This is a genomic window from Massilia sp. GCM10023247, from assembly GCF_042653325.1.
Lineage (GTDB): Bacteria > Pseudomonadota > Gammaproteobacteria > Burkholderiales > Burkholderiaceae_D > Telluria.
In genome coordinates, this window is the sequence record NZ_JBHSIB010000009.1 from 269,849 (window position 1) to 287,823 (window position 17,975).

General features: G+C 60.7%; 14 protein-coding genes. 7 read left to right on the forward strand and 7 right to left on the reverse strand.

Features of this window, described 5'->3' with window-relative positions:
- The first annotated feature begins 52 nt into the window (after positions 1-52).
- Positions 53-1,228 (forward strand): acyltransferase family protein, encoded by a 1,176-nt coding sequence (locus ACFPAH_RS09065; protein ID WP_379743894.1) that lies wholly within the window; start codon positions 53-55, stop codon positions 1,226-1,228.
- Here the strand turns inward: ACFPAH_RS09065 and ACFPAH_RS09070 are convergent.
- From ACFPAH_RS09070 to ACFPAH_RS09085, 4 genes are all read right to left on the reverse strand, one after another.
- Positions 1,184-2,350, reverse strand: a complete 1,167-nt coding sequence (locus tag ACFPAH_RS09070) for a rhomboid family intramembrane serine protease (protein WP_379743896.1) — start codon at positions 2,348-2,350, stop codon at positions 1,184-1,186. The two genes, ACFPAH_RS09065 and ACFPAH_RS09070, sit on opposite strands and share 45 nt — an antisense overlap.
- Positions 2,351-2,420: 70 nt before the next feature.
- Complete coding sequence (locus tag ACFPAH_RS09075) at positions 2,421-2,669, reverse strand: hypothetical protein (RefSeq protein WP_379743898.1); 249 nt, start codon at positions 2,667-2,669, stop codon at positions 2,421-2,423.
- Positions 2,670-3,288: 619 nt separating this feature from the next.
- Complete coding sequence (locus tag ACFPAH_RS09080) at positions 3,289-5,451, reverse strand: peptidase domain-containing ABC transporter (protein WP_379743900.1); 2,163 nt, start codon at positions 5,449-5,451, stop codon at positions 3,289-3,291.
- A gap of 41 nt (positions 5,452-5,492) precedes the next feature.
- Positions 5,493-6,785 carry an HlyD family secretion protein gene (locus tag ACFPAH_RS09085; protein WP_379743902.1) on the reverse strand — a complete coding sequence of 431 codons (1,293 nt, stop codon included), beginning with the start codon at positions 6,783-6,785 and terminating at the stop codon, positions 5,493-5,495.
- Between the two features lie 197 nt (positions 6,786-6,982).
- Between ACFPAH_RS09085 and ACFPAH_RS09090 the strand changes: the two genes are divergently transcribed.
- Positions 6,983-8,269 carry an MFS transporter gene (locus ACFPAH_RS09090; RefSeq protein WP_379743904.1) on the forward strand — a complete coding sequence of 429 codons (1,287 nt, stop codon included), beginning with the start codon at positions 6,983-6,985 and terminating at the stop codon, positions 8,267-8,269.
- 54 nt (positions 8,270-8,323) lie between these two features.
- Here ACFPAH_RS09090 and gyrB read toward each other — a convergent pair whose 3' ends face one another.
- From gyrB to dnaA, 3 genes are all read right to left on the reverse strand, one after another.
- Positions 8,324-10,828, reverse strand: coding sequence for a DNA topoisomerase (ATP-hydrolyzing) subunit B (gene gyrB, locus ACFPAH_RS09095; RefSeq protein WP_379743906.1), 2,505 nt, complete (start codon positions 10,826-10,828; stop codon positions 8,324-8,326).
- A 99-nt stretch (positions 10,829-10,927) separates the two neighbouring features.
- The gene (gene dnaN / locus ACFPAH_RS09100; protein ID WP_379743908.1) at positions 10,928-12,034 is read right to left on the reverse strand and encodes a DNA polymerase III subunit beta; all 1,107 of its coding nucleotides are present in this window, start codon (positions 12,032-12,034) and stop codon (positions 10,928-10,930) included.
- Positions 12,035-12,131: 97 nt separating this feature from the next.
- On the reverse strand, positions 12,132-13,520 hold the full coding sequence (gene dnaA, locus ACFPAH_RS09105) for a chromosomal replication initiator protein DnaA (RefSeq protein WP_379743910.1): 1,389 nt from the start codon (positions 13,518-13,520) through the stop codon (positions 12,132-12,134).
- A gap of 346 nt (positions 13,521-13,866) precedes the next feature.
- Between dnaA and rpmH the strand changes: the two genes are divergently transcribed.
- The 5 genes from rpmH (at position 13,867) to mnmE (ending at position 17,860) form a co-directional block, all read left to right on the forward strand.
- Positions 13,867-14,001: a 50S ribosomal protein L34 gene (gene rpmH, locus ACFPAH_RS09110; RefSeq protein WP_040378179.1), complete on the forward strand. Its 135-nt coding sequence runs from the start codon at positions 13,867-13,869 to the stop codon at positions 13,999-14,001.
- 31 nt (positions 14,002-14,032) lie between these two features.
- The gene (rnpA, locus tag ACFPAH_RS09115) at positions 14,033-14,452 is read left to right on the forward strand and encodes a ribonuclease P protein component (RefSeq protein ID WP_379743912.1); all 420 of its coding nucleotides are present in this window, start codon (positions 14,033-14,035) and stop codon (positions 14,450-14,452) included.
- Positions 14,449-14,709, forward strand: coding sequence for a membrane protein insertion efficiency factor YidD (gene yidD, locus ACFPAH_RS09120; RefSeq protein ID WP_379743914.1), 261 nt, complete (start codon positions 14,449-14,451; stop codon positions 14,707-14,709). The genes rnpA and yidD overlap by 4 nt, the downstream gene beginning before the upstream one ends.
- 11 nt (positions 14,710-14,720) lie before the next feature.
- Positions 14,721-16,391, forward strand: coding sequence for a membrane protein insertase YidC (yidC, locus tag ACFPAH_RS09125; RefSeq protein ID WP_379743916.1), 1,671 nt, complete (start codon positions 14,721-14,723; stop codon positions 16,389-16,391).
- Positions 16,392-16,480: 89 nt separating this feature from the next.
- The gene (mnmE, locus tag ACFPAH_RS09130; RefSeq protein WP_379743918.1) at positions 16,481-17,860 is read left to right on the forward strand and encodes a tRNA uridine-5-carboxymethylaminomethyl(34) synthesis GTPase MnmE; all 1,380 of its coding nucleotides are present in this window, start codon (positions 16,481-16,483) and stop codon (positions 17,858-17,860) included.
- The last annotated feature ends 115 nt before the right edge of the window (positions 17,861-17,975 follow it).

Consider the following 17,975-nt stretch of genomic DNA (forward strand, 5'->3'; position numbering starts at 1 on the left):
CAAGCTCGGCTATGATGGCCCCCCGGTGAGGATTGCCAAGCATGGAACGTGGATGAAAGCAGGAGCAGGAGCAGCAGCACCCGCAGTGGAGCGGGCAGAGTTCGGAGTAATCAATTTATTCAAAGCGGTGGCGGCGCAGCTGATCGTGCTGCATCACCTGGCCTTCTACGGGCCGATGGCGGACCACGCGCGGCCCTTGATGCCGGACCTGATCGACTGGCTGGCCGGCGACGCGCGGATTGCCGTGCAGGTGTTTCTCGTCATTGGCGGCTTCCTTGCCGCAAAATCCTTGTCGCCGGAGGGCCTTCCCGGCTTGGTGAACCCGTTCGCGACGATCTGGCGCCGTTACCTCAAGCTGGCGCCGCCGTTCATGGTGGCGATGCTCCTCGCCATCGGCGCTTCTGCGCTGGCCAGCACCTGGATGATCCACGATTCGATTTCGGCACCGCCGAGTGTGGGCCAGCTGGCGGCGCACGCGCTGCTGCTGCACGACGTGCTCGGCTATGAGGCGCTGTCGGCGGGGGCCTGGTATGTGGCCATCGATTTCCAGCTGTATGCGGTGTTGAGTTTGCTGCTGTGGATGGGTGGGCGCCTCGCGGGGAAGCGGGTGCTGCCGTGGCTGATGCCTTTGGTCGTGACCGTTGCGGTCGGGGCCTCGCTGCTGTTTTTCAATCGGGATTCGGAATGGGACATCTGGGCGCCGTATTTCTTTGGAAGTTACGGCCTGGGTGTGCTCGCCTGGTGGGCGGGCGATTCTGTTCACCGACCGCGCACTGTCGCCGTGCTGCTGCTCATGATCGCGTTACCTGCACTGGTGGCGTTGGCACTGGATTTTCGCAGTCGCATTGCTGTTGCCGTGGCGGTGGCGTGCGTGCTGGTTTTGTTCGGCCGCCTAGGGACCTCTTCGGTCTCCAATGGAGCGTGGAGACTCGTTAGTGTCCTCGGGAAAATATCATATTCGGTCTTCCTGGTTCACTTCCCGGTTTGTTTGTTCGTGAACGCAGTGTTTGTCAGTTTCCTGCCAAGTCAGGGGTCTTTGCAAGCAGTGGGCGCCTTAATTGCATGGGCAGGGAGCCTGGCTGCCGGAGCCATATTTTTCAGATGGGTTGAGTTGCCGATTGGTCGTGCATTGACGCCGTGCTCCGCCGGGCTACCGACGATCGAACGGCGATGGAGCCGCCGTCTACGGGAAAACATGTCGAAGACTCAGGAAGGAACAAATCGCTAATATGAGGGAAACGAAAACCTCGGTGCGCGACGGGTTGGCTCCCTGGTCGAAGCGGCAGTTACGGAAGCTCCACCAAGCATGCAGAAGGCCAAATGCAAAGCCCCCGAGATGGCTGAAAACGTCGCCGGGCCCCCATGTCAGATCCAGCAGCGTTTGCAGGGCCAATATCCACACTGTGGGCTTTACGGGTATCGAGACGTTGCCAGGTAGTTGACCACGGAATTTTGCGCACGCATATAAATGGGCTGCGATGAGGCCCATGATTCCGCCGGATGCACCGATCACCAGTTGGTGCTGCGAGAACGCCATGCTCAACAGGGATCCGCAGATCGCCGATAAAAATACGATATTCGTGAAGCGCGCGGTGCCGAAAAGTGCAACGACATGACGGCCTACGATCGACAGCGCAATGATGTTCAGGCCGAGATGGAAAGGCGACAGGTGGAGGTGGAACGAAGCAAGGAATCGGTAATACTCGCCGGATGCAAAGATGTGCTTGGTGAGCGCGCCACGATAGACTGCGTCGTCATCTATGTGTTCTATTGCGTTTGTGCTAAGTGCAACATACAGTAAAGCGAGAAGCACCGCCAACATATCCGCAACCCACACGTTCCATTGCACCCGCCGCATCGACACGACGGCGGTTTGCTCTGCCGTTTCCGCAGTCTGGTTTTGAATACATAAATCGCTCAAGAGGCGAACGCAACGGTAGAAATCGTCTTGTGAGTGGAAGATACGTCGCTCTATTATTATCGGCGCTTGCTCCTTCTGCCCTACCAATATGTGCGTCATTTCCTTCGATGAATAAAATTCGTGTACCGAGTTAATCGACGTAAGGCGTAGTCGGACTGGTTTTATTGCGAGGCGGGGTATCCGCATCGAGTCGCCGGAAATCGTAATTGGCTGGACTTTGCCTAGGAAATACACTCTTAGCAATGCCAGACTCATCCCTGAGAAGAACAAAACAAGAATGGCTAGGCGCGGATAAAGTATGCGTCCTTCGACGAACGCAAATGACGGAGCCGAAACGACCGCGCACAAAATAATAAGCAGCAGCCGGGTCCGCAACGCTACAAAGGTGGCGTGGCGGTTGACTTTCCAGCTTATGGTCGTGTCTTCCATAATGGCCTCTTGGTAGCTGCATGATGAGTTAGTCATCATGCAGCCTGCTACGCACTCTTACCTTCGAAGCTCAGCCGCGTAGGAAGCGATAGCCAGCCACTCCGGCAAGTACACCGATGGCTATCACGGAAATCGGCGCAGCGGCAAATGCTACTCCCACAGCCGTTGCTCCCCATGCGGCTCCACCAAAGGAGGTATATCCGATCGCACCGGCTAGAGCGAGTGCACCGCCTGCCTCAATCTTGTGTTTCTCTGCCAGAGAATCCAACAGCCCGCACCCGGATACACATTCAATTTCGCTTTCACTGAGGGTTTTCATTATCTTCTCCAATTAAATGAAATTCTTCTGGGCTTAAAAAGCACCAGCACCTATGGCAGACCCGTCCGCCAACAAATTCATTTTATTTGAACGAGGCGAGGGTAGAGTTGATTAAAGTTGGATGTTGCTTTGTGGAATTTAAAATTTGGGCGGATTTATATTGCAGTTAGCAAATAAAGCAGAATTTGTGGGCGAAATTATCTAATGCGTGGGGTGATGCATATTCATGGGTCGATTCGTTTGTATAACCCTAAAAAATCTCAGTCTGTTATCGCGATGTAGGGCACATGTGTGGCGAAATTTTCCAGTCGTGGCGATTTTGTTGGGGTCACATTAAACGCATGAAAAAAAGCATTACTGATTGACCTTAATGCCAGACTCCGGAGAATCTAATCGGAATCTTTTTGCTGACGCTCTTGCAACCAGCTCACCGCACGCTTTGGCAGCATTAAGTTGCCGGGATTTTGGCGTAATTCCCGCAGTCGCGGATGACGTGGAGCCCCTCTTGTTTATCGTAGCTATTGTTCCGTGCCGACCGCAACCAGATGGCAGCAACTTCGGGGGTTTTCAGGGCCGCGCCCAATACCTTCCCCGAGCTGGGGCGTACGGTGCTGTCCCGTTACGCCGCCATGCTTTCTTCCTCTTCACGCAACTTCTGAAGATCGCTTTGAAGGTAATCATGCTTGATTTCCCCCTGTTGCAAGACGACAACGCGCTGGGCCATGCCAATCGTTTCGGGTCGGTGTGCCACCAGAATCCGAGTCAGATCGAGCGTCTTGATGGCTGCATTGACCGCTTGTTCATTCCAAACGTCCAAGTGACTGGTCGCCTCATCGAGGACGAGGATCTTCGGCCCTTTATAGAGCGCGCGGGCTAGCAGGAGCCGTTGTTTCTGACCGCCGGATAAGCCGCTGCCAATGTCACCGATCAGGGTGTTGTAACCCATCGGCATGGCCGCAATCTCCGGATGGATCGCCGCCAGCTGTGCGCATATCTGAACGCGCTCGAGATCGGTCGTCGGAGAGAAGAAGCTGATGTTGTCGGAAATCGACCCGGCAAAGAGGCCATCGTCCTGCATGACCGTCCCGATGAGACTCCTGAAGTTAGCGTTGCCCATCTGCGGCAATGTCATTCCATCGATCAGGATGTCCCCCTCGGTCGGTTCAAGCAAGCCCAACAATAACTTCATCAGCGTCGTTTTGCCGCATCCCGAAGGACCGGTCACCGCAATGCACTCACCGGCAGGAATGACGAGATTGAGATTCTGAACGATGAAAGGCTCAGCGTCGCCATAGCGGAAGGAGACATTGCGAAACTCGATCGATGGGTTAATGGCATCCGTATCGATTTCGGATTCTTGGTTACCCGCCTCCGGCTCGGTCATAACAATGTCGGCCAGTCGGTTGCCATGCAGCCGCAGCATTTTCAGCTCGAATACCTTGTCGACGAGACCGGTCATGCGGGAGCTGAACTGGTCCTTGTAACTGATGAATGCGAACAGCATCCCGACGGACAGCATGTTGTCCAGCACCAGGGTCGCGGCCAGCCAGATCACCAGTACTCGCTCGCCGCTGAACAGGAAGGTGTTCGCGCTCTGGTAGGTGACGCCGAGTTTGGCGATGCGCAGGTCCGCATTGAACTGTTCGATCAGGGCGTTCATCCAGCTGGCGCGGCGTTCCTCGCTGCGTCCGAACAGGCGGATGCTCTGGATACCACGGACCGATTCCATGAAATGGGTCTGCTGTGTTGCCGCATGGATGATCTGCTCCGCCGTCGCGTCGCGCAGCTTGCCGAAGATGGCCAAGCGCAGCAGGATGTATAGGACAACGGCCATGCAAGCAATCGCCGCGAGCTTCGGGCTATACAGAAACATCATGATCAGGGTTCCCAGCACGAGAATGCCGTCGATGACCGCTTCGACAAACTGGGTGGTCAGGCTGCGCTGAATGGTCTCTATCGACCCGAAGCGCGACACGATATCTCCAGTGTGGCGCTTTTCGAAGTAGGGAAGGGGAAGCTTCATTAAATGACTGAAGGCGTTCCCGAACCACTGGAAGTTCAGATTCATCGACAGGGACGTGGTAATCCATGCACGTACCGCGCCGATCGCGGTTTGTAACACCACCAGCAGCAGGAACCCGAAGCCGAGGATGGTGATCAGGTCCCTGTCCGATGCCAGCAGCGCTTCGTCGATTACCCACTGCATATAGAACGGCGCAACGAGGGCGCACAGTTGCAGCACCAGGCCGATGAGCAGTAATTGAAGCATGCCGCGCCGCAGTCCAGTGACACGGCCCATCAAGGCCAGCAGGGGGAAGTTTTGCGTTTCTTCTTTCTTGACGAATTCCGCAGTCGGCTGAAGCTCCAGTGCCACACCGGTGAAATGCTTTGCAAATTCTGCAAGCCGGAGGCGCCGCACCCCGATGCCTGGATCGTGAATGACTGCATGCGTGCCCGTGACTGCCTTGAGGACCACGAAATGGTTCATGTCCCAGTGCAGCAGGCAAGGCATCCTGAGTTGCGGCAGGTTTTCCATCTCGAGCTTCAGAGGACGAGTCTGTAGTGCGAGTCCTTGCGCCATGGTCATGACGCCCTTGAGCGTAGCTCCCTTGAGCGACACCGAAAACCGTTGGCGCAGGCTGGCCAGATCGAGTCGGTGCCCGAAATAGCTGGCTACCATGCATAAACAGGCAAGTCCGCATTCTGCCGCTTCGGTTTGCAGGATGACCGGAAGCTGGTTGCGGCGCCAAAAGGAATTTTGCAGGCCGGTGTTCGGTTTCATGTGTCTTCCAGGGTGGTGAGCGACTGTTGCACAGGGCTGTGCTACCGGCGTCCAGTGATGCTGAGCAGCGGCTCGAGGATCCATTCATAGAGACGGCGGTGGTCGAGATGAATGCTGGCGTCGACCACCATTCCTGATTTCAGCGGCAACTGATTGCCGTAGGCCTGGATGGTCTGGGAATCGAGGGTCAGGCGGATCCGGTACAGCGGTTCCGCCGCGGCGTTCTGAGGCAGGCCCAGCTCATGGGGCAGCATCGAGGTGTCGAACACGTCCCGCACACGCGCCCGGTGCTGGCCAAACTTTTGGTAGGGATAGGCCTGATAGCGCAGCAATACCTGCATGTCCGGCTTGACGAAACCGATCGAACGCGAGGGGAGGTACACCTCGGCTTCCAGTTGTGCACCCTCGGGGAGTACGGACGCGAGGGTGGTGCCCGGCGCGATGGTTTGGCCGACTTCCGCGGCAAGGGCGCCGACGGTACCGGCAACGGGTGCGCGCACGAGTATTTCGCGGCGCGCTTCGTTTTCCGTCAGGTTTTGCTCAAGCGAGGAGGCATTCCTGCCCAGCACACTAACTTCACGCTGTGCTTGCAACTGCAGGTCGTTCAGGTCCGCTTGTGCTGCCGCCAGTTCACGTTGGCTGCCGGCGTGGACACGCTCCAGATCGGCGAGCCGCTGGCGCTGGTCCAGCAGCTCGGCCTGCTTGTCCTGCAACTGAGCGGCAGAAATATACTTCGTTGCCTCCAGTTCGGAATAGCGATTGAGCGCCGCCTCCGCGAGCGCGACCCGCCGCTTTTGCAAACCGATCTGTCCGCGCGCGCGCTCGGCTTCATCGACGATGTCGCGAATGCGCCGCTGTGCCGCCGAAATGCGTTGTGCTCCCTGCAGCTCCGATTGCTTCAGTTCTGACCGCAGACTCACGAGCTGGCGCTCAAGCAGGGCGGAAATTTTTTTCTCGGCAGATTCGCTGGTTCCGCTGCTGCGCTCACTGGAGAGCACGAACATAATCTGGCCGGCCTTGACTGCTTGCCCTTCCGTCACGCCCTTGCGGATGATGATGCCGCCTTGGCTCGGTGTCACCCGAATCACTCCCGCAGCCGGCAGCAAGACACCCGTCGCCTGGGCCTTTCGTGTCGTACTGAACAGGATAAAGAAGGCGATGATGCACAGCGCGATGCAGACGAACACTGCGGTAAGAACGCGGTGACTGACGGGACTGGCGAGCATCACGTCCCCATACTGCTGGGCTTTCGCATGCTCGACGGCTTGCGAGCGAAACAGCAATCGGTTGCCTGTTTCCTTCTGCGTATCCGACGGTGCAGAGACTTGATTCATGTGAGAAGAATTCGAACATATTGGGGCGGGATTGCACTTTGGAAAGATACCTGTGGCTCCCTTGAGTTCTATAGACTTTCCGCAAACCATGAGTGAACACTGCGCGTAAGGAAAGCGTGGAGAGAGCGATACAGGAAAACAAGCAATAGCCCCAGAAATCTTTCGACCTAGCAACGCTCATTTGGTAGCATCCCGCAATGAACGCTACCCCCGCCTACGAAATCGCCCCTCCAAGCATCCGCCGCCGCCAAACCCTGGCCCTTGTCCTCCTGGTCGTCACCGGTGTCATCAACTACCTCGACCGCGCGACCCTGGCCGTCGCCAACGAATTCATCCGTGCCGACCTCGGCCTGTCGCTCGGCCAGATGGGGCTGCTGTTGTCGGCATTTTCCTGGAGCTACGCGCTCTGCCAGCTACCGGTCGGCGCGCTGGTGGACAAGATCGGGCCGCGCTGGCTGCTGGGCATGGGCCTGGTCGTGTGGTCGCTGGCGCAGGCGGCGGGCGGGCTGGTCTCGACCTTCGGCTGGTTCGTGATCGCGCGCATCGTGCTCGGGATCGGCGAGGCGCCGCAATTCCCGGCCGCGGCGCGGGTCGTCAGCAACTGGTTCCCGCTGCGTGCGCGCGGCACGCCGACCGGCGTCTACAATTCGGCCTCGCCACTGGGCGTCGCGCTCGCGCCTCTACTCCTGTCGCCGCTGATCGCCGCCACCAGTTGGCATTGGGCCTTCTTCGTCACTGGGGCGATGGGCCTGGTAGCGGCCGTGGTGTGGGTCGCCCTGTACCGCGATCCGGTACGCGCCGAGATGTCCAAAGCCGAGATCGCCTACCTGGACGCCGGGCAGAGCACCGAGGCGGCGCCGGAAACGAGTTTTGCCTCCTGGCGCGCGCTGTTCCGGCACCGCGCCACCTGGGGCATGCTGTTCGGCTTTAGCGGATCGGTCTACCTGAACTGGGTGTATTTGACCTGGCTGCCGGGCTATCTGCGCACCGAGCGCCAGATGGACATTGCCTATGCCGGGCTGGCCGCGTCGATTCCCTTCGCCTGCGGCTTTGCCGGGGCCCTGATCGCCGGCTGGGCCTCCGACCGCGTTGCCCGCAATTCGACATCTCCGCTGGCCGGCCGGCGCACGGCAGTGGTCGTGGCGATGCTCGGCATGGTGGCGTTCACGATTCCAGCCGCGCTGGTCGAGAGCAATACCGTCGCGATTGCCTGCATTTCGATCGTGATCTTCCTCGCCAACGCGGCGTCGGCCTGCTCGTGGTCGCTCGTAACGGTGGTGGCGCCGCGCAGCCGCATCGCTTCGCTGGGTGCGATCCAGAACTTCGGCGGCTTTATCGGAGGCGCGCTGGCGCCAATTCTCACCGGTTTCATTGCGCAGAGCTGGTCTTTTGTGCCGGCCCTGCTTACCGGCGCCGGCATTGCCTTCGTCGGTGCGATGTCCTATCAGTTCCTGGTGGTGCGTTCGATTCCCGAGCAGGAGTAAGGACAAAAAAAAGCCAACCTCGACGGTTGGCTTTTTGATGACTTCGTTGACGAATCAAACGTCGATATTCCCCGCCTGCAGCGCATTCGACTCAATAAAGTTCCTGCGCGGCTCGACCTCGTCGCCCATCAGCGTCGTAAAGATCTGGTCCGCCGCAATCGCGTCTTCGATCTGCACACGCAGCAGGCGGCGTACGGTCGGGTCCATCGTGGTTTCCCACAGCTGTTCCGGGTTCATCTCGCCCAGCCCTTTATAGCGCTGCTTCGACACGCCACGTTCGGCTTCTTCGCGCAGCCACTGCATGGCCGTGTGGAAGTCGGTGACGGCGAATTCCTTCATCTTTTCGCCTTCGCCGCGGCGCATGATCGCGCCTTCGCCCATCAGGCCGTTGAAGGTCGCGGCCGAGCCAGCCAGCACGGCATAATCGTTGCTGGCGACGAAGTCGGCGTCGACCTGGGTGACCTGCACGTTGCCGTGGCGGATGCGCTCGATGCGCAGCGCGTGCTTTTCGCTCAGCTCGTCGGAACGGACGTGCACGGTAACGGTCGGGTCGGCGATCGCGGCGGCCATCGCGGCGGCCGAGGCTTGGGCGTTTTCCAGCGTGGTGAGATCAAGCGTGACGCCGCCGGCGACGATCGCGGTCAGGGCGGCGCGGTCGATCACGCGGGTCAGGCGCATCATGATGGCGTTCGCCAGGTTGTACTGGCGCACCAGTTCGGCCAGGGCCGGGCCGTTGATCGGCTCGGCGCCTTCGCGCGGGATCAGGGACGCCGTGTTCAGCGCCACCGTCATCATGTAGCTCGCTTCCTCGACGTCGTCCTTCAGGTAGCGCTCGTCGCGGCCGGACTTCACCTTGTACAGCGGCGGCTGGGCAATATAGATGTGGCCGCGCTCGACCAGCTGCGGCATCTGGCGGTAGAACAGGGTCAGCAGCAGGGTGCGGATGTGGGCGCCGTCGACGTCCGCATCGGTCATGATGATGATGCGGTGGTAGCGCAGCTTGTCGACGTTGAATTCGTCCGGGCCGATCGAGGTGCCGAGCGTCGCGATCAGGGTCGTGATCTGCTCCGACGACAGCATTTTCTCGAAGCGCGCCTTTTCCACGTTCAGCACCTTGCCGCGCAGCGGCAGGATCGCCTGGAACTTGCGGTCGCGGCCCTGCTTGGCGGAACCGCCTGCCGAGTCACCCTCGACGATGTACAGTTCGGCCAGCGCCGGGTCGCGTTCCTGGCAGTCCGCCAGTTTCGACGACAAGCCCAGGCCGTCCATCACACCCTTGCGGCGCGTCAGGTCGCGCGCTTTTCTAGCCGCTTCGCGGGCACGGGCCGCTTCCACGATCTTGCCGCAGATGATTTTCGCGTCGTTCGGCTTTTCGTTCAGGAAGTCGGTGAGGGTTTTGGCGACGATTTCCTCGACCGGGCCGCGCACTTCCGACGACACCAGCTTGTCTTTCGTCTGCGACGAGAATTTCGGCTCAGGCACTTTCACCGACAGCACGCAGGTCAGGCCCTCGCGCATGTCGTCGCCCGAGATTTCCACTTTCGCCTTTTTCGCGAAATCGTTCTCGTCGATGTATTTGTTGATCACGCGCGTCATCGCCGCGCGCAGGCCGGTCAGGTGGGTGCCACCGTCGCGCTGCGGGATGTTGTTCGTGAAGCAGAGTACCTGTTCGTTGTAGGCGTCGTTCCACTGCATCGAGACGTCGACCGCGATGTTGGTGCCATGCTCGGACACGCGCTCGCCGGTGGCCTGGAACACGGTCGGGTGCAGCACGCTCTTGGTCTTGTTGATGTACTCGACGAAGCCGCGCGTGCCGCCTTCGAAGGCGAACACTTCTTCCTTGCCGGTGCGGTGGTCGCTCAGCTTGATGTTGACGCCGTTGTTCAGGAAGGACAGCTCGCGGATGCGCTTGCTCAGGATCTCGTAGTGGAATTCGACAGTGGTGAAGATTTCCTCGTCGGCCCAGAAGTGCACCTCGGTGCCGCGTTTATCCGTTTCGCCGATCACCTTGATCGGGGAGACTTCGAAGCCGTCGACGATTTCGATTTCGCGGTTCTGCGGCACGCCGCGCACGAATTCCATCTGGTGCACTTTGCCTTTTTGGCGAACGGTCACGCGCAGCAGCTTCGAGAGCGCATTCACGCAGGACACGCCGACGCCGTGCAGGCCGCCCGACACTTTATAGGAGTTCTGGTTGAACTTGCCGCCGGCGTGCAGTTCGGTCAGGGCGATCTCGGTCGCCGAGCGCTTCGGCTCGTGCTTGTCGTCCATCTTGACGCCGGTCGGGATGCCGCGGCCGTTGTCGGCGATCGAAATCGAATTGTCCGCGTGGATGGTCACATGGATTTCGGTGCAGTAGCCGGCCAGCGATTCGTCGATCGAGTTGTCCAGCACTTCGAAGACGAGATGGTGCAGGCCGGTGCCGTCCGAGGTATCGCCAATGTACATGCCCGGCCGCTTGCGGACCGCTTCCAGGCCTTCCAGAATTTGAATCGAGCTGGCGCCGTACTCGTCCGACTGCGTCGGCGATTGGGGCATTTGATTGGTGTTATCGGACATGGACTGCTTTCTCAAAAAACTGTGTATTCAGACTGCTCAGTTCGGGCCAACCCGGCAATAAGCAAGGCCAGCCCGAATGCTGAGTTCAATGCGCGCGATTTAAATGCGCATCGGCATGACGACATACTTAAAATCGCCATTGTCGGGAATCGAGATCAGGGCCGACGAATTCGAGTCGCCCAGCGCGATGTTCACCTGGTCGCATTTCAGGTTGTTCAGTACGTCGAGCAGGTAGGTGACGTTGAAACCGATGTCGATCTGGTCGCCGCCGTAATCGATTTCGAGTTCTTCGACCGCTTCTTCCTGGTCGGCATTGGTCGAGCTGATCTTCATGCTGCCGGGGGTGATGATGCAGCGCACGCCCTTGAACTTGTCGCTGGTCATGATCGCGGCGCGCTGCAGCGAACGCAGCAGCTCGTCGCGGCTGATCGTGAAGTCGTTCTTGTAACCCTTCGGGATCACGCGGGTGTAGTCGGGGAATTTACCCTCGACCAGCTTCGACACCAGTTCGATGTCGGCAAAGGTCAGTTTTACCTGGGCCGCAGCGATGTCGAGGCGCACGGTCTCGTCGCTTTCTTCGAGCAGGCGCTGCAGTTCGATGATGGTCTTGCGCGGGATGATGACTTCCTGGCGCTCGAATTCCTGCTCGGCTTCCACCTGGCAGAAGGCCAGGCGGTGGCCGTCGGTCGCCACGGCGATCACTTTGTTGCCGTCCAGTACCAGCAGCAGGCCGTTCAGGTAATAGCGGATGTCCTGCTGGGCCATCGCGAAGTGCACCATGTTGAACAGGTGCTTCAAGGTCTTTTGCGGCAGCGTGACCGACGCGTTATACGTATCGGCCACCGACATCGTCGGGAATTCCTCGGCCGCCAGCGTCTGCAGCGCGAAGCGCGACTTGCCGCTCTGCACGGCCAAGCGCTTGTTCGCCAGCGTCATCGTGACGTCGCCCGATTCCGGCAGCGCGCGCAGGATGTCGAGCAGCTTGCGCGCGGCCACCGTGGTGCCCGTGATGTCGTCGCCGGAGCCGATGTTGGCCAGCGTCGTGATCTGCACTTCGGTGTCGGTCGACAGGAAGGAGACACTCTCGCCGTCCTTGCGGATGAGGATATTGGCCAGAATCGGCATGGTGTGCCGACGCTCGACAATACCGCTCACGATCTGCAGTGGCCGAAGCAGCGTGTCTCGGGTGGTTTTGACCAATTGCATAGTTGTCCTCGAAAGGTTTATTAGATGAAAGTATTTCTAAAGCACTATTCTGCCGCTTGCTGTCGGTAAATGCCACCCCTTGCGCAAGCGGCCCGGATCAGCCTTTGAGGGTCTGTTCCAGCACGTGCAGTTCGTGGTTGCACTCGGGATTTTTCTGGCGGTCGCCGGCGATCTTGCGCACCGCGTGCAGCACCGTGGTGTGGTCACGGCCGCCGAACAATTCCCCGATCTCCGGCAGGCTTTTTTGGGTCAGCTCTTTCGCCAAGTACATGGCGATCTGGCGCGGGCGGGCGATGTTGGCTGGGCGCCGCTTCGAGTACATGTCGGCGACCTTGATGTTGAAGAAGTCAGCGACCGTCTTCTGGATGTTTTCCACCGAGATCTGCCGGTTCTGCACCGACAACAAATCCTTCAGGGCTTCCTTCACGATGTCGATCGTGATGTCCTTGCCGTGGAAACGCGAGTAGGCCAGGATCTTGCGCAGCGCGCCTTCCAGCTCGCGCACGTTCGAGCGCAGGTGTTTCGCCACGAAGAAGGCGACATCGTCCGACAGGATCACGCCCTCGGACTGCGCCTTCTTCAAGAGAATCGCGACGCGCATTTCCAGCTCCGGCGGCTCGATCGCGACCGTCAGGCCGGAGTCGAAGCGCGAGATCAGGCGGTCGTCCATGCCGGTAATCTCTTTTGGATAGGTATCCGAGGTGATGATGATCTGCTTCTTCGCGGCGATCAGGGCCTCGAACGCATAGAAGAACTCTTCCTGCGTCCGGCTCTTGCCGCCGAAGAATTGAATATCGTCGATCAGCAGCATGTCGAGCGAGTGGTAATAGTGCTTGAAGTCGTCGAAGCCCTTGCGCTGGTAGGCGGTGACGACGTCGCGCACGTACTGCTCGGCGTGGATGTAGCGGATGCGCGCACCCGGCTGGTCGGCCATGACCTGGTTTCCGATCGCATGGATCAAGTGGGTCTTACCGAGGCCGACGCCGCCGTAGAAGAACAGCGGGTTGTACGACACGCCGGGGTTGTTCGCGACCTGGATCGCGGCCGCGCGCGCCAGCTGGTTGGCCTTACCGGTCACGAAGCTGTCGAAAGTCAGGTCCGGGTTGATACGGCTCTGCTCGCGCTTCGGCGAGTTGGCGATGTTCAGGTTCGGCTGGGGCTCGACGGCCTGGTTCGACGGGCGCAGCTGGCCCTCCGTGGAAGCGGCCGGGGCAGGGCGCACCGCGTCCGGCTTCTTCACGTTCAGGCGCGGGTCGAGCACGAACTGGACCTCGACCGGGGCTTCCCAGTACTGGCAGGCCAGCGCGGTGATGCGGTTGGCAAACTGCGACTTCACCCAGTCGAGCTTGAAGCGGTTGGGCGCTGCAATGCGCAGCTTGCCGTCCTCGTAATCGAGGGCGACGAGCGGTTTGATCCATGCGCTGTATTGCTGCGGCGTCAGCTCGAGCTCCAGCTGCGCGGAAGCGGTCTGCCAAAAATTTTCCATGTGTGCGGCTTAGTGATACGTAACACGCTATTTTACCCGTTTTCTCCGTAGTTATCCACAGGCAGCGCGACATTTTCGCCGACAGGCTGGGGATAAAACGCGAGTTATCCCACGCGCAGGAAACGGTGGGAAACAACACCCGCCTTGACAGGCAAGTGTCAAGTAGGGTCTAATTCAGGGTTCCCTGTCCGCCCGCTTGTCAGCCAGTCGATTGATGGCCCTGATATGCACGGATGAGCTGTGTGGCGTGACGCTGGCTTAACGACTGCGAACTGTCATCGGCGCCGATTCCTGACGAGACGTCAGACCCGATTTTGCATCCTATTTTGCTTTAAGCGAGACCACCATGAAACGTACTTACCAACCTTCCGTCGTTCGTCGCAAGCGCACGCACGGCTTCCGCGCACGTATGGCTACCCGTGGTGGCCGCCAGGTTCTGAACGCACGCCGCGCCAAGGGCCGCAAGCGTCTGGCTGTCTAAGCCAGTAGTGCCTGATCGACCGCGGTCAGCCATGACAGGCGAAGGTTCGCACGACTTCGCGCGCGCTCGGCGCATTCTAAAAACGGATGAATTCTCATCCGTTTTTCGTTTGCGGCCAACGCAAAAATCCGCGCATTTTGTGCTGTACACCCGGCCCAGCCCGCTCTCCCATGCGCGGCTGGGCATCGTTGCGGCCAAGCGCTTCGCGCCGCGCGCCGTCACCCGGAATACGATCAAGCGCATCACGCGCGAGCTGTTTCGCACTAGCGAACTGCAGGCGCTCGATTGCATCGTCCGCCTGGCGCGTCCGGTCAACACCAAGGCCGGTCCGGCGACCAACAGCGCATTGAAGCGGCTGCTGCACGCCGAATTGTCGCGCCTGCTCGGTTCGCAAAGCCTCAGCTCGCAGCGTCCACGCCGCCCCGCGGCAGCGCCGCCGCCCACGCCATGAAAACCGCCCTCATCTGGATCGTACGAGCCTACCGGCTCCTGCTGTCGCCGATGCTCGGGCAGAATTGCCGCTTTTACCCGTCCTGTTCCAGCTATGCCATCGAGGCGCTCCAGACCCATGGTGCGCTGCGCGGCAGCTGGCTGGCCGCGCGCCGCCTCGGCCGCTGCCATCCGTGGAACGCGGGCGGGGTCGACCCCGTGCCGCCCAAGGGTCACAAGCATTCCCATTCAGCCGCTTGCGGTTGCAACCACTCCTGATCAATACCTCAATGGAAATCAACAAACGTACCATTCTGTGGATTGTCTTCACCGTCTCGCTAGTCATCCTGTGGAATAACTGGATGGTGTCGAACGGCAAGCAATCGATGTTCTCGGCCACGCCGCCGGCCAAGGTTGCTCCCGCACCGACCACCACCGCCGCCAACGGCACGGCCGGCGTGCCTGCCGCGGCCGCCCAGCCTGGCACGGTGCCGGGCGTCGCCGCCCAGCCGGCCACGCCGGCGCCGGTGCAAGCCGAGCGCATCACCGTCACCACCGACATCGTCAAGGCCGAGATCGACACCGTCGGCGGCGTGATCCGCCGCCTTGAGCTGCTGAAGTTCCCGGACCACTTCGACAAGACCAAGAACCAGGTCTTGTTCAACGTGGAGGGCAACAACGTCTACCTCGGACAGACCGGCCTGATCGGCTCGACCCCGGCCGGCGTGCTGCCGAACCACAATACCCCGTTCGTGGCCCGTCCAGGCCTGCGTACGCTCGACGGCAATAACACGGTGCAGATCGTGCTCGACGCCGAGCAGGGCGGCGTGCGGCTGACCAAGACGCTGACCTTCAAGCGCGGCGATTACGTCATCGACGTGCGCCACGACGTCACCAACCTGACCCAGGCGCCGGTGCAGCCGTCGCTCTACATGCAGCTGCAGCACGACGGTAACAAGCCGCCGGGCGATTCCTTCTTCATGCCGAGCTTCACCGGCCCGACCATGTGGACCCCGGAAGACAAGTACCAGAAGCTGAGCTTCGAGAACATCGAGAAGGGCAAGGCCGAGCACGCAACGAAGGCGAACGGCGGCTGGGTGGCGATTTCGCAGCACTTCTTCGTGTCGGCCTTCATCCCGAGCGAGAACGCGCCGCGCGAGATCTACACCAAGAAGCTGGCGACCAACCTGTACGCGATCGGCACCGTCCAGCCGCTGGGCACCGTTGCGCCGGGCGGCACCGTCTCGAACACGGCGCGCCTGTACTCGGGCCCGCAGGACGAGAAGACCCTGGAAACCATCACTCCTGGCCTGGAACTGGTCAAGGACTACGGCATGTTCGCGATCATCGCCAAGCCGCTGTTCTGGATCATGGACCAGATCCACAAGGTGCTGGGCAACTGGGGCTGGACCATCATCGCCTTCACCATCCTGATCAAGCTGGCCTTCTTCCCGCTGTCGGCCGCCGGCTACCGCAGCATGGCGAAGATGCGCCTGGTGACCCCGAAGATGCAGGCGATCCGCGAGCGCTACAAATCGGACCCGGTCAAGATGCAGCAGGCCACGATGGAGCTGTACAAGGCCGAGAAGATCAACCCGCTGGGCGGCTGCCTGCCGATCCTGGTGCAGATGCCGGTGTTCCTGGCCCTGTATTACGTGCTGCAGGCATCGGTCGAGATGCGCGGCGCGCCGTGGATCGGCTGGATCCAGGACCTGACCCAGCCCGACCCGTTCTTCATCCTGCCGGTGCTGTACGCGATCTCGATGTTCATCACGCAAAAGCTGAGCCCGCAACCGGCGGACCCGATGCAGGCCAAGATGATGCTGTTCATGCCGCTGGCGTTCTCGGTCATGTTCGTGTTCTTCCCGGCCGGCCTGGTGCTGTATTGGGTGGTCAACAACCTGGTGTCGATCGCGCAGCAGTATGTGATCACCAAGCGCTACGAGACCCCGAAGAAATAATCTTCGTGGTCTGAACCGGAAGCCCGTGGACTCCACGGGCTTTTTTTATGCAGGCAGGTTCCTGCTGTAAATGATCTACAATCCGCCCCATGAAGCTAGACACCTCTCCCATTGCGGCGATTGCCACCGCACCCGGCCGCGGCGGCATCGGCGTGGTCCGCGCCTCCGGCAAATCGCTCTCGTCCCTGATCGAGGCGCTCTTCCCCGGCACCAAATTGGCGCCGCGCCACGCCACCTATATTCCCTTCACCTCCGGCGACGGCAGCGTGATCGACCAGGGCCTTGCCCTGTATTTCAAGGGCCCGCATTCGTACACCGGCGAAGACGTGCTGGAACTGCACGGCCACGGCGGTCCGGTGGTGCTGCAGATGCTGCTCGCCCGCGTGCTGGAAGCGGGGCGGGAAACCGGCCTGCGCCTGGCCGAACCGGGCGAATTCACGCGCCGCGCCTACCTCAACGACAAGCTCGACCTGGCCCAGGCCGAAGCCGTGGCCGACCTGATCGACGCCTCCACCGAAGCGGCGGCGAAATCGGCCTCGCAGTCGCTGTCGGGCGCCTTCTCGCAGGTGGTGCACCGCCTGGTCGAGCAGACCATCAATTTGCGCATGCTGGTCGAGGCCACCCTCGATTTCCCGGAAGAGGAGATCGATTTTCTGGAAAAATCGAACGCGCGCGGTCAGCTGGCCGCGATCGTCGACTCGCTCGAGCACGTGTTCCGCCAGGCGGCGCAGGGCGCGCTCCTGCGCGAGGGCCTGAACGTGGTGCTGGTCGGCCAGCCGAACGTGGGTAAATCCTCGCTGCTCAATGCGCTGGCCGGCGCCGAGGTGGCGATCGTCACGCCGATCGCCGGCACCACGCGCGACAAGGTCAGCGAGACGATCCAGATCGAGGGTATTCCCCTGAACATCATCGATACCGCCGGCATCCGCGCCATCGACGAGGGGATCGATGTGGTCGAGCGCATCGGCATCGAGCGCACCTGGGGCGAAGTCGGCAAGGCCGACGTGATCCTGCATTTGTTGGATGCCAACCTGGGCCCGAGCGCGGCCGACGAACAGATCGTCGCCGCCTTCCCGCCCGGGGTGCCGGTGGTGCGCATCTGGAACAAGATCGACCTGTCCGGACACCGCCCCATGGTCGAGGGCGCGGCCGACGCGACCCACATCTACCTGTCGGCCAACGAGCAGCTCGGCATCGATCTGTTGCGCGCGGAACTGCTGCGCATCGCCGGCTGGCAGCAGACCGGGGAGTCCTTGTACCTGGCGCGCGAACGCCACCTGATCGCGCTGCGCGCGGCGCGCCAGCACCTCGACATGGCGGCCCAGCATGCGGCCCAGGACGACCAGTCGCTCGACCTGTTTGCCGAGGAGTTGCGGCTGGCGCAGGATCAGCTCTCCAGCATTACCGGGGCGTTCACGCCGGACGATTTGCTGGGGGTGATTTTTAGCCGATTCTGTATCGGTAAGTAAGGTAGGGTGGACCGGGCAGCGAACCGCTCCCGAGTCCACGCGTTGACGCAAGCAGCGTTGACGCGGCATCCAGCAGAGCCTCTGAATGCGCCTTGGTCATTCAGCCTGAGCCGCG

Coding starts and splice junctions, on each gene's coding strand:
- ACFPAH_RS09065 (WP_379743894.1), top strand. CDS start 53: ATGAAAGCAGGAGCAGGAGCAGCAGCACCCGCAGTGGAGCGGGCAGAG.
- ACFPAH_RS09070 (WP_379743896.1), bottom strand. CDS start 2,350: ATGGAAGACACGACCATAAGCTGGAAAGTCAACCGCCACGCCACCTTT.
- ACFPAH_RS09075 (WP_379743898.1), bottom strand. CDS start 2,669: ATGAAAACCCTCAGTGAAAGCGAAATTGAATGTGTATCCGGGTGCGGG.
- ACFPAH_RS09080 (WP_379743900.1), bottom strand. CDS start 5,451: ATGAAACCGAACACCGGCCTGCAAAATTCCTTTTGGCGCCGCAACCAG.
- ACFPAH_RS09085 (WP_379743902.1), bottom strand. CDS start 6,785: ATGAATCAAGTCTCTGCACCGTCGGATACGCAGAAGGAAACAGGCAAC.
- ACFPAH_RS09090 (WP_379743904.1), top strand. CDS start 6,983: ATGAACGCTACCCCCGCCTACGAAATCGCCCCTCCAAGCATCCGCCGC.
- gyrB (WP_379743906.1), bottom strand. CDS start 10,828: ATGTCCGATAACACCAATCAAATGCCCCAATCGCCGACGCAGTCGGAC.
- dnaN (WP_379743908.1), bottom strand. CDS start 12,034: ATGCAATTGGTCAAAACCACCCGAGACACGCTGCTTCGGCCACTGCAG.
- dnaA (WP_379743910.1), bottom strand. CDS start 13,520: ATGGAAAATTTTTGGCAGACCGCTTCCGCGCAGCTGGAGCTCGAGCTG.
- rpmH (WP_040378179.1), top strand. CDS start 13,867: ATGAAACGTACTTACCAACCTTCCGTCGTTCGTCGCAAGCGCACGCAC.
- rnpA (WP_379743912.1), top strand. CDS start 14,033: ATGACAGGCGAAGGTTCGCACGACTTCGCGCGCGCTCGGCGCATTCTA.
- yidD (WP_379743914.1), top strand. CDS start 14,449: ATGAAAACCGCCCTCATCTGGATCGTACGAGCCTACCGGCTCCTGCTG.
- yidC (WP_379743916.1), top strand. CDS start 14,721: ATGGAAATCAACAAACGTACCATTCTGTGGATTGTCTTCACCGTCTCG.
- mnmE (WP_379743918.1), top strand. CDS start 16,481: ATGAAGCTAGACACCTCTCCCATTGCGGCGATTGCCACCGCACCCGGC.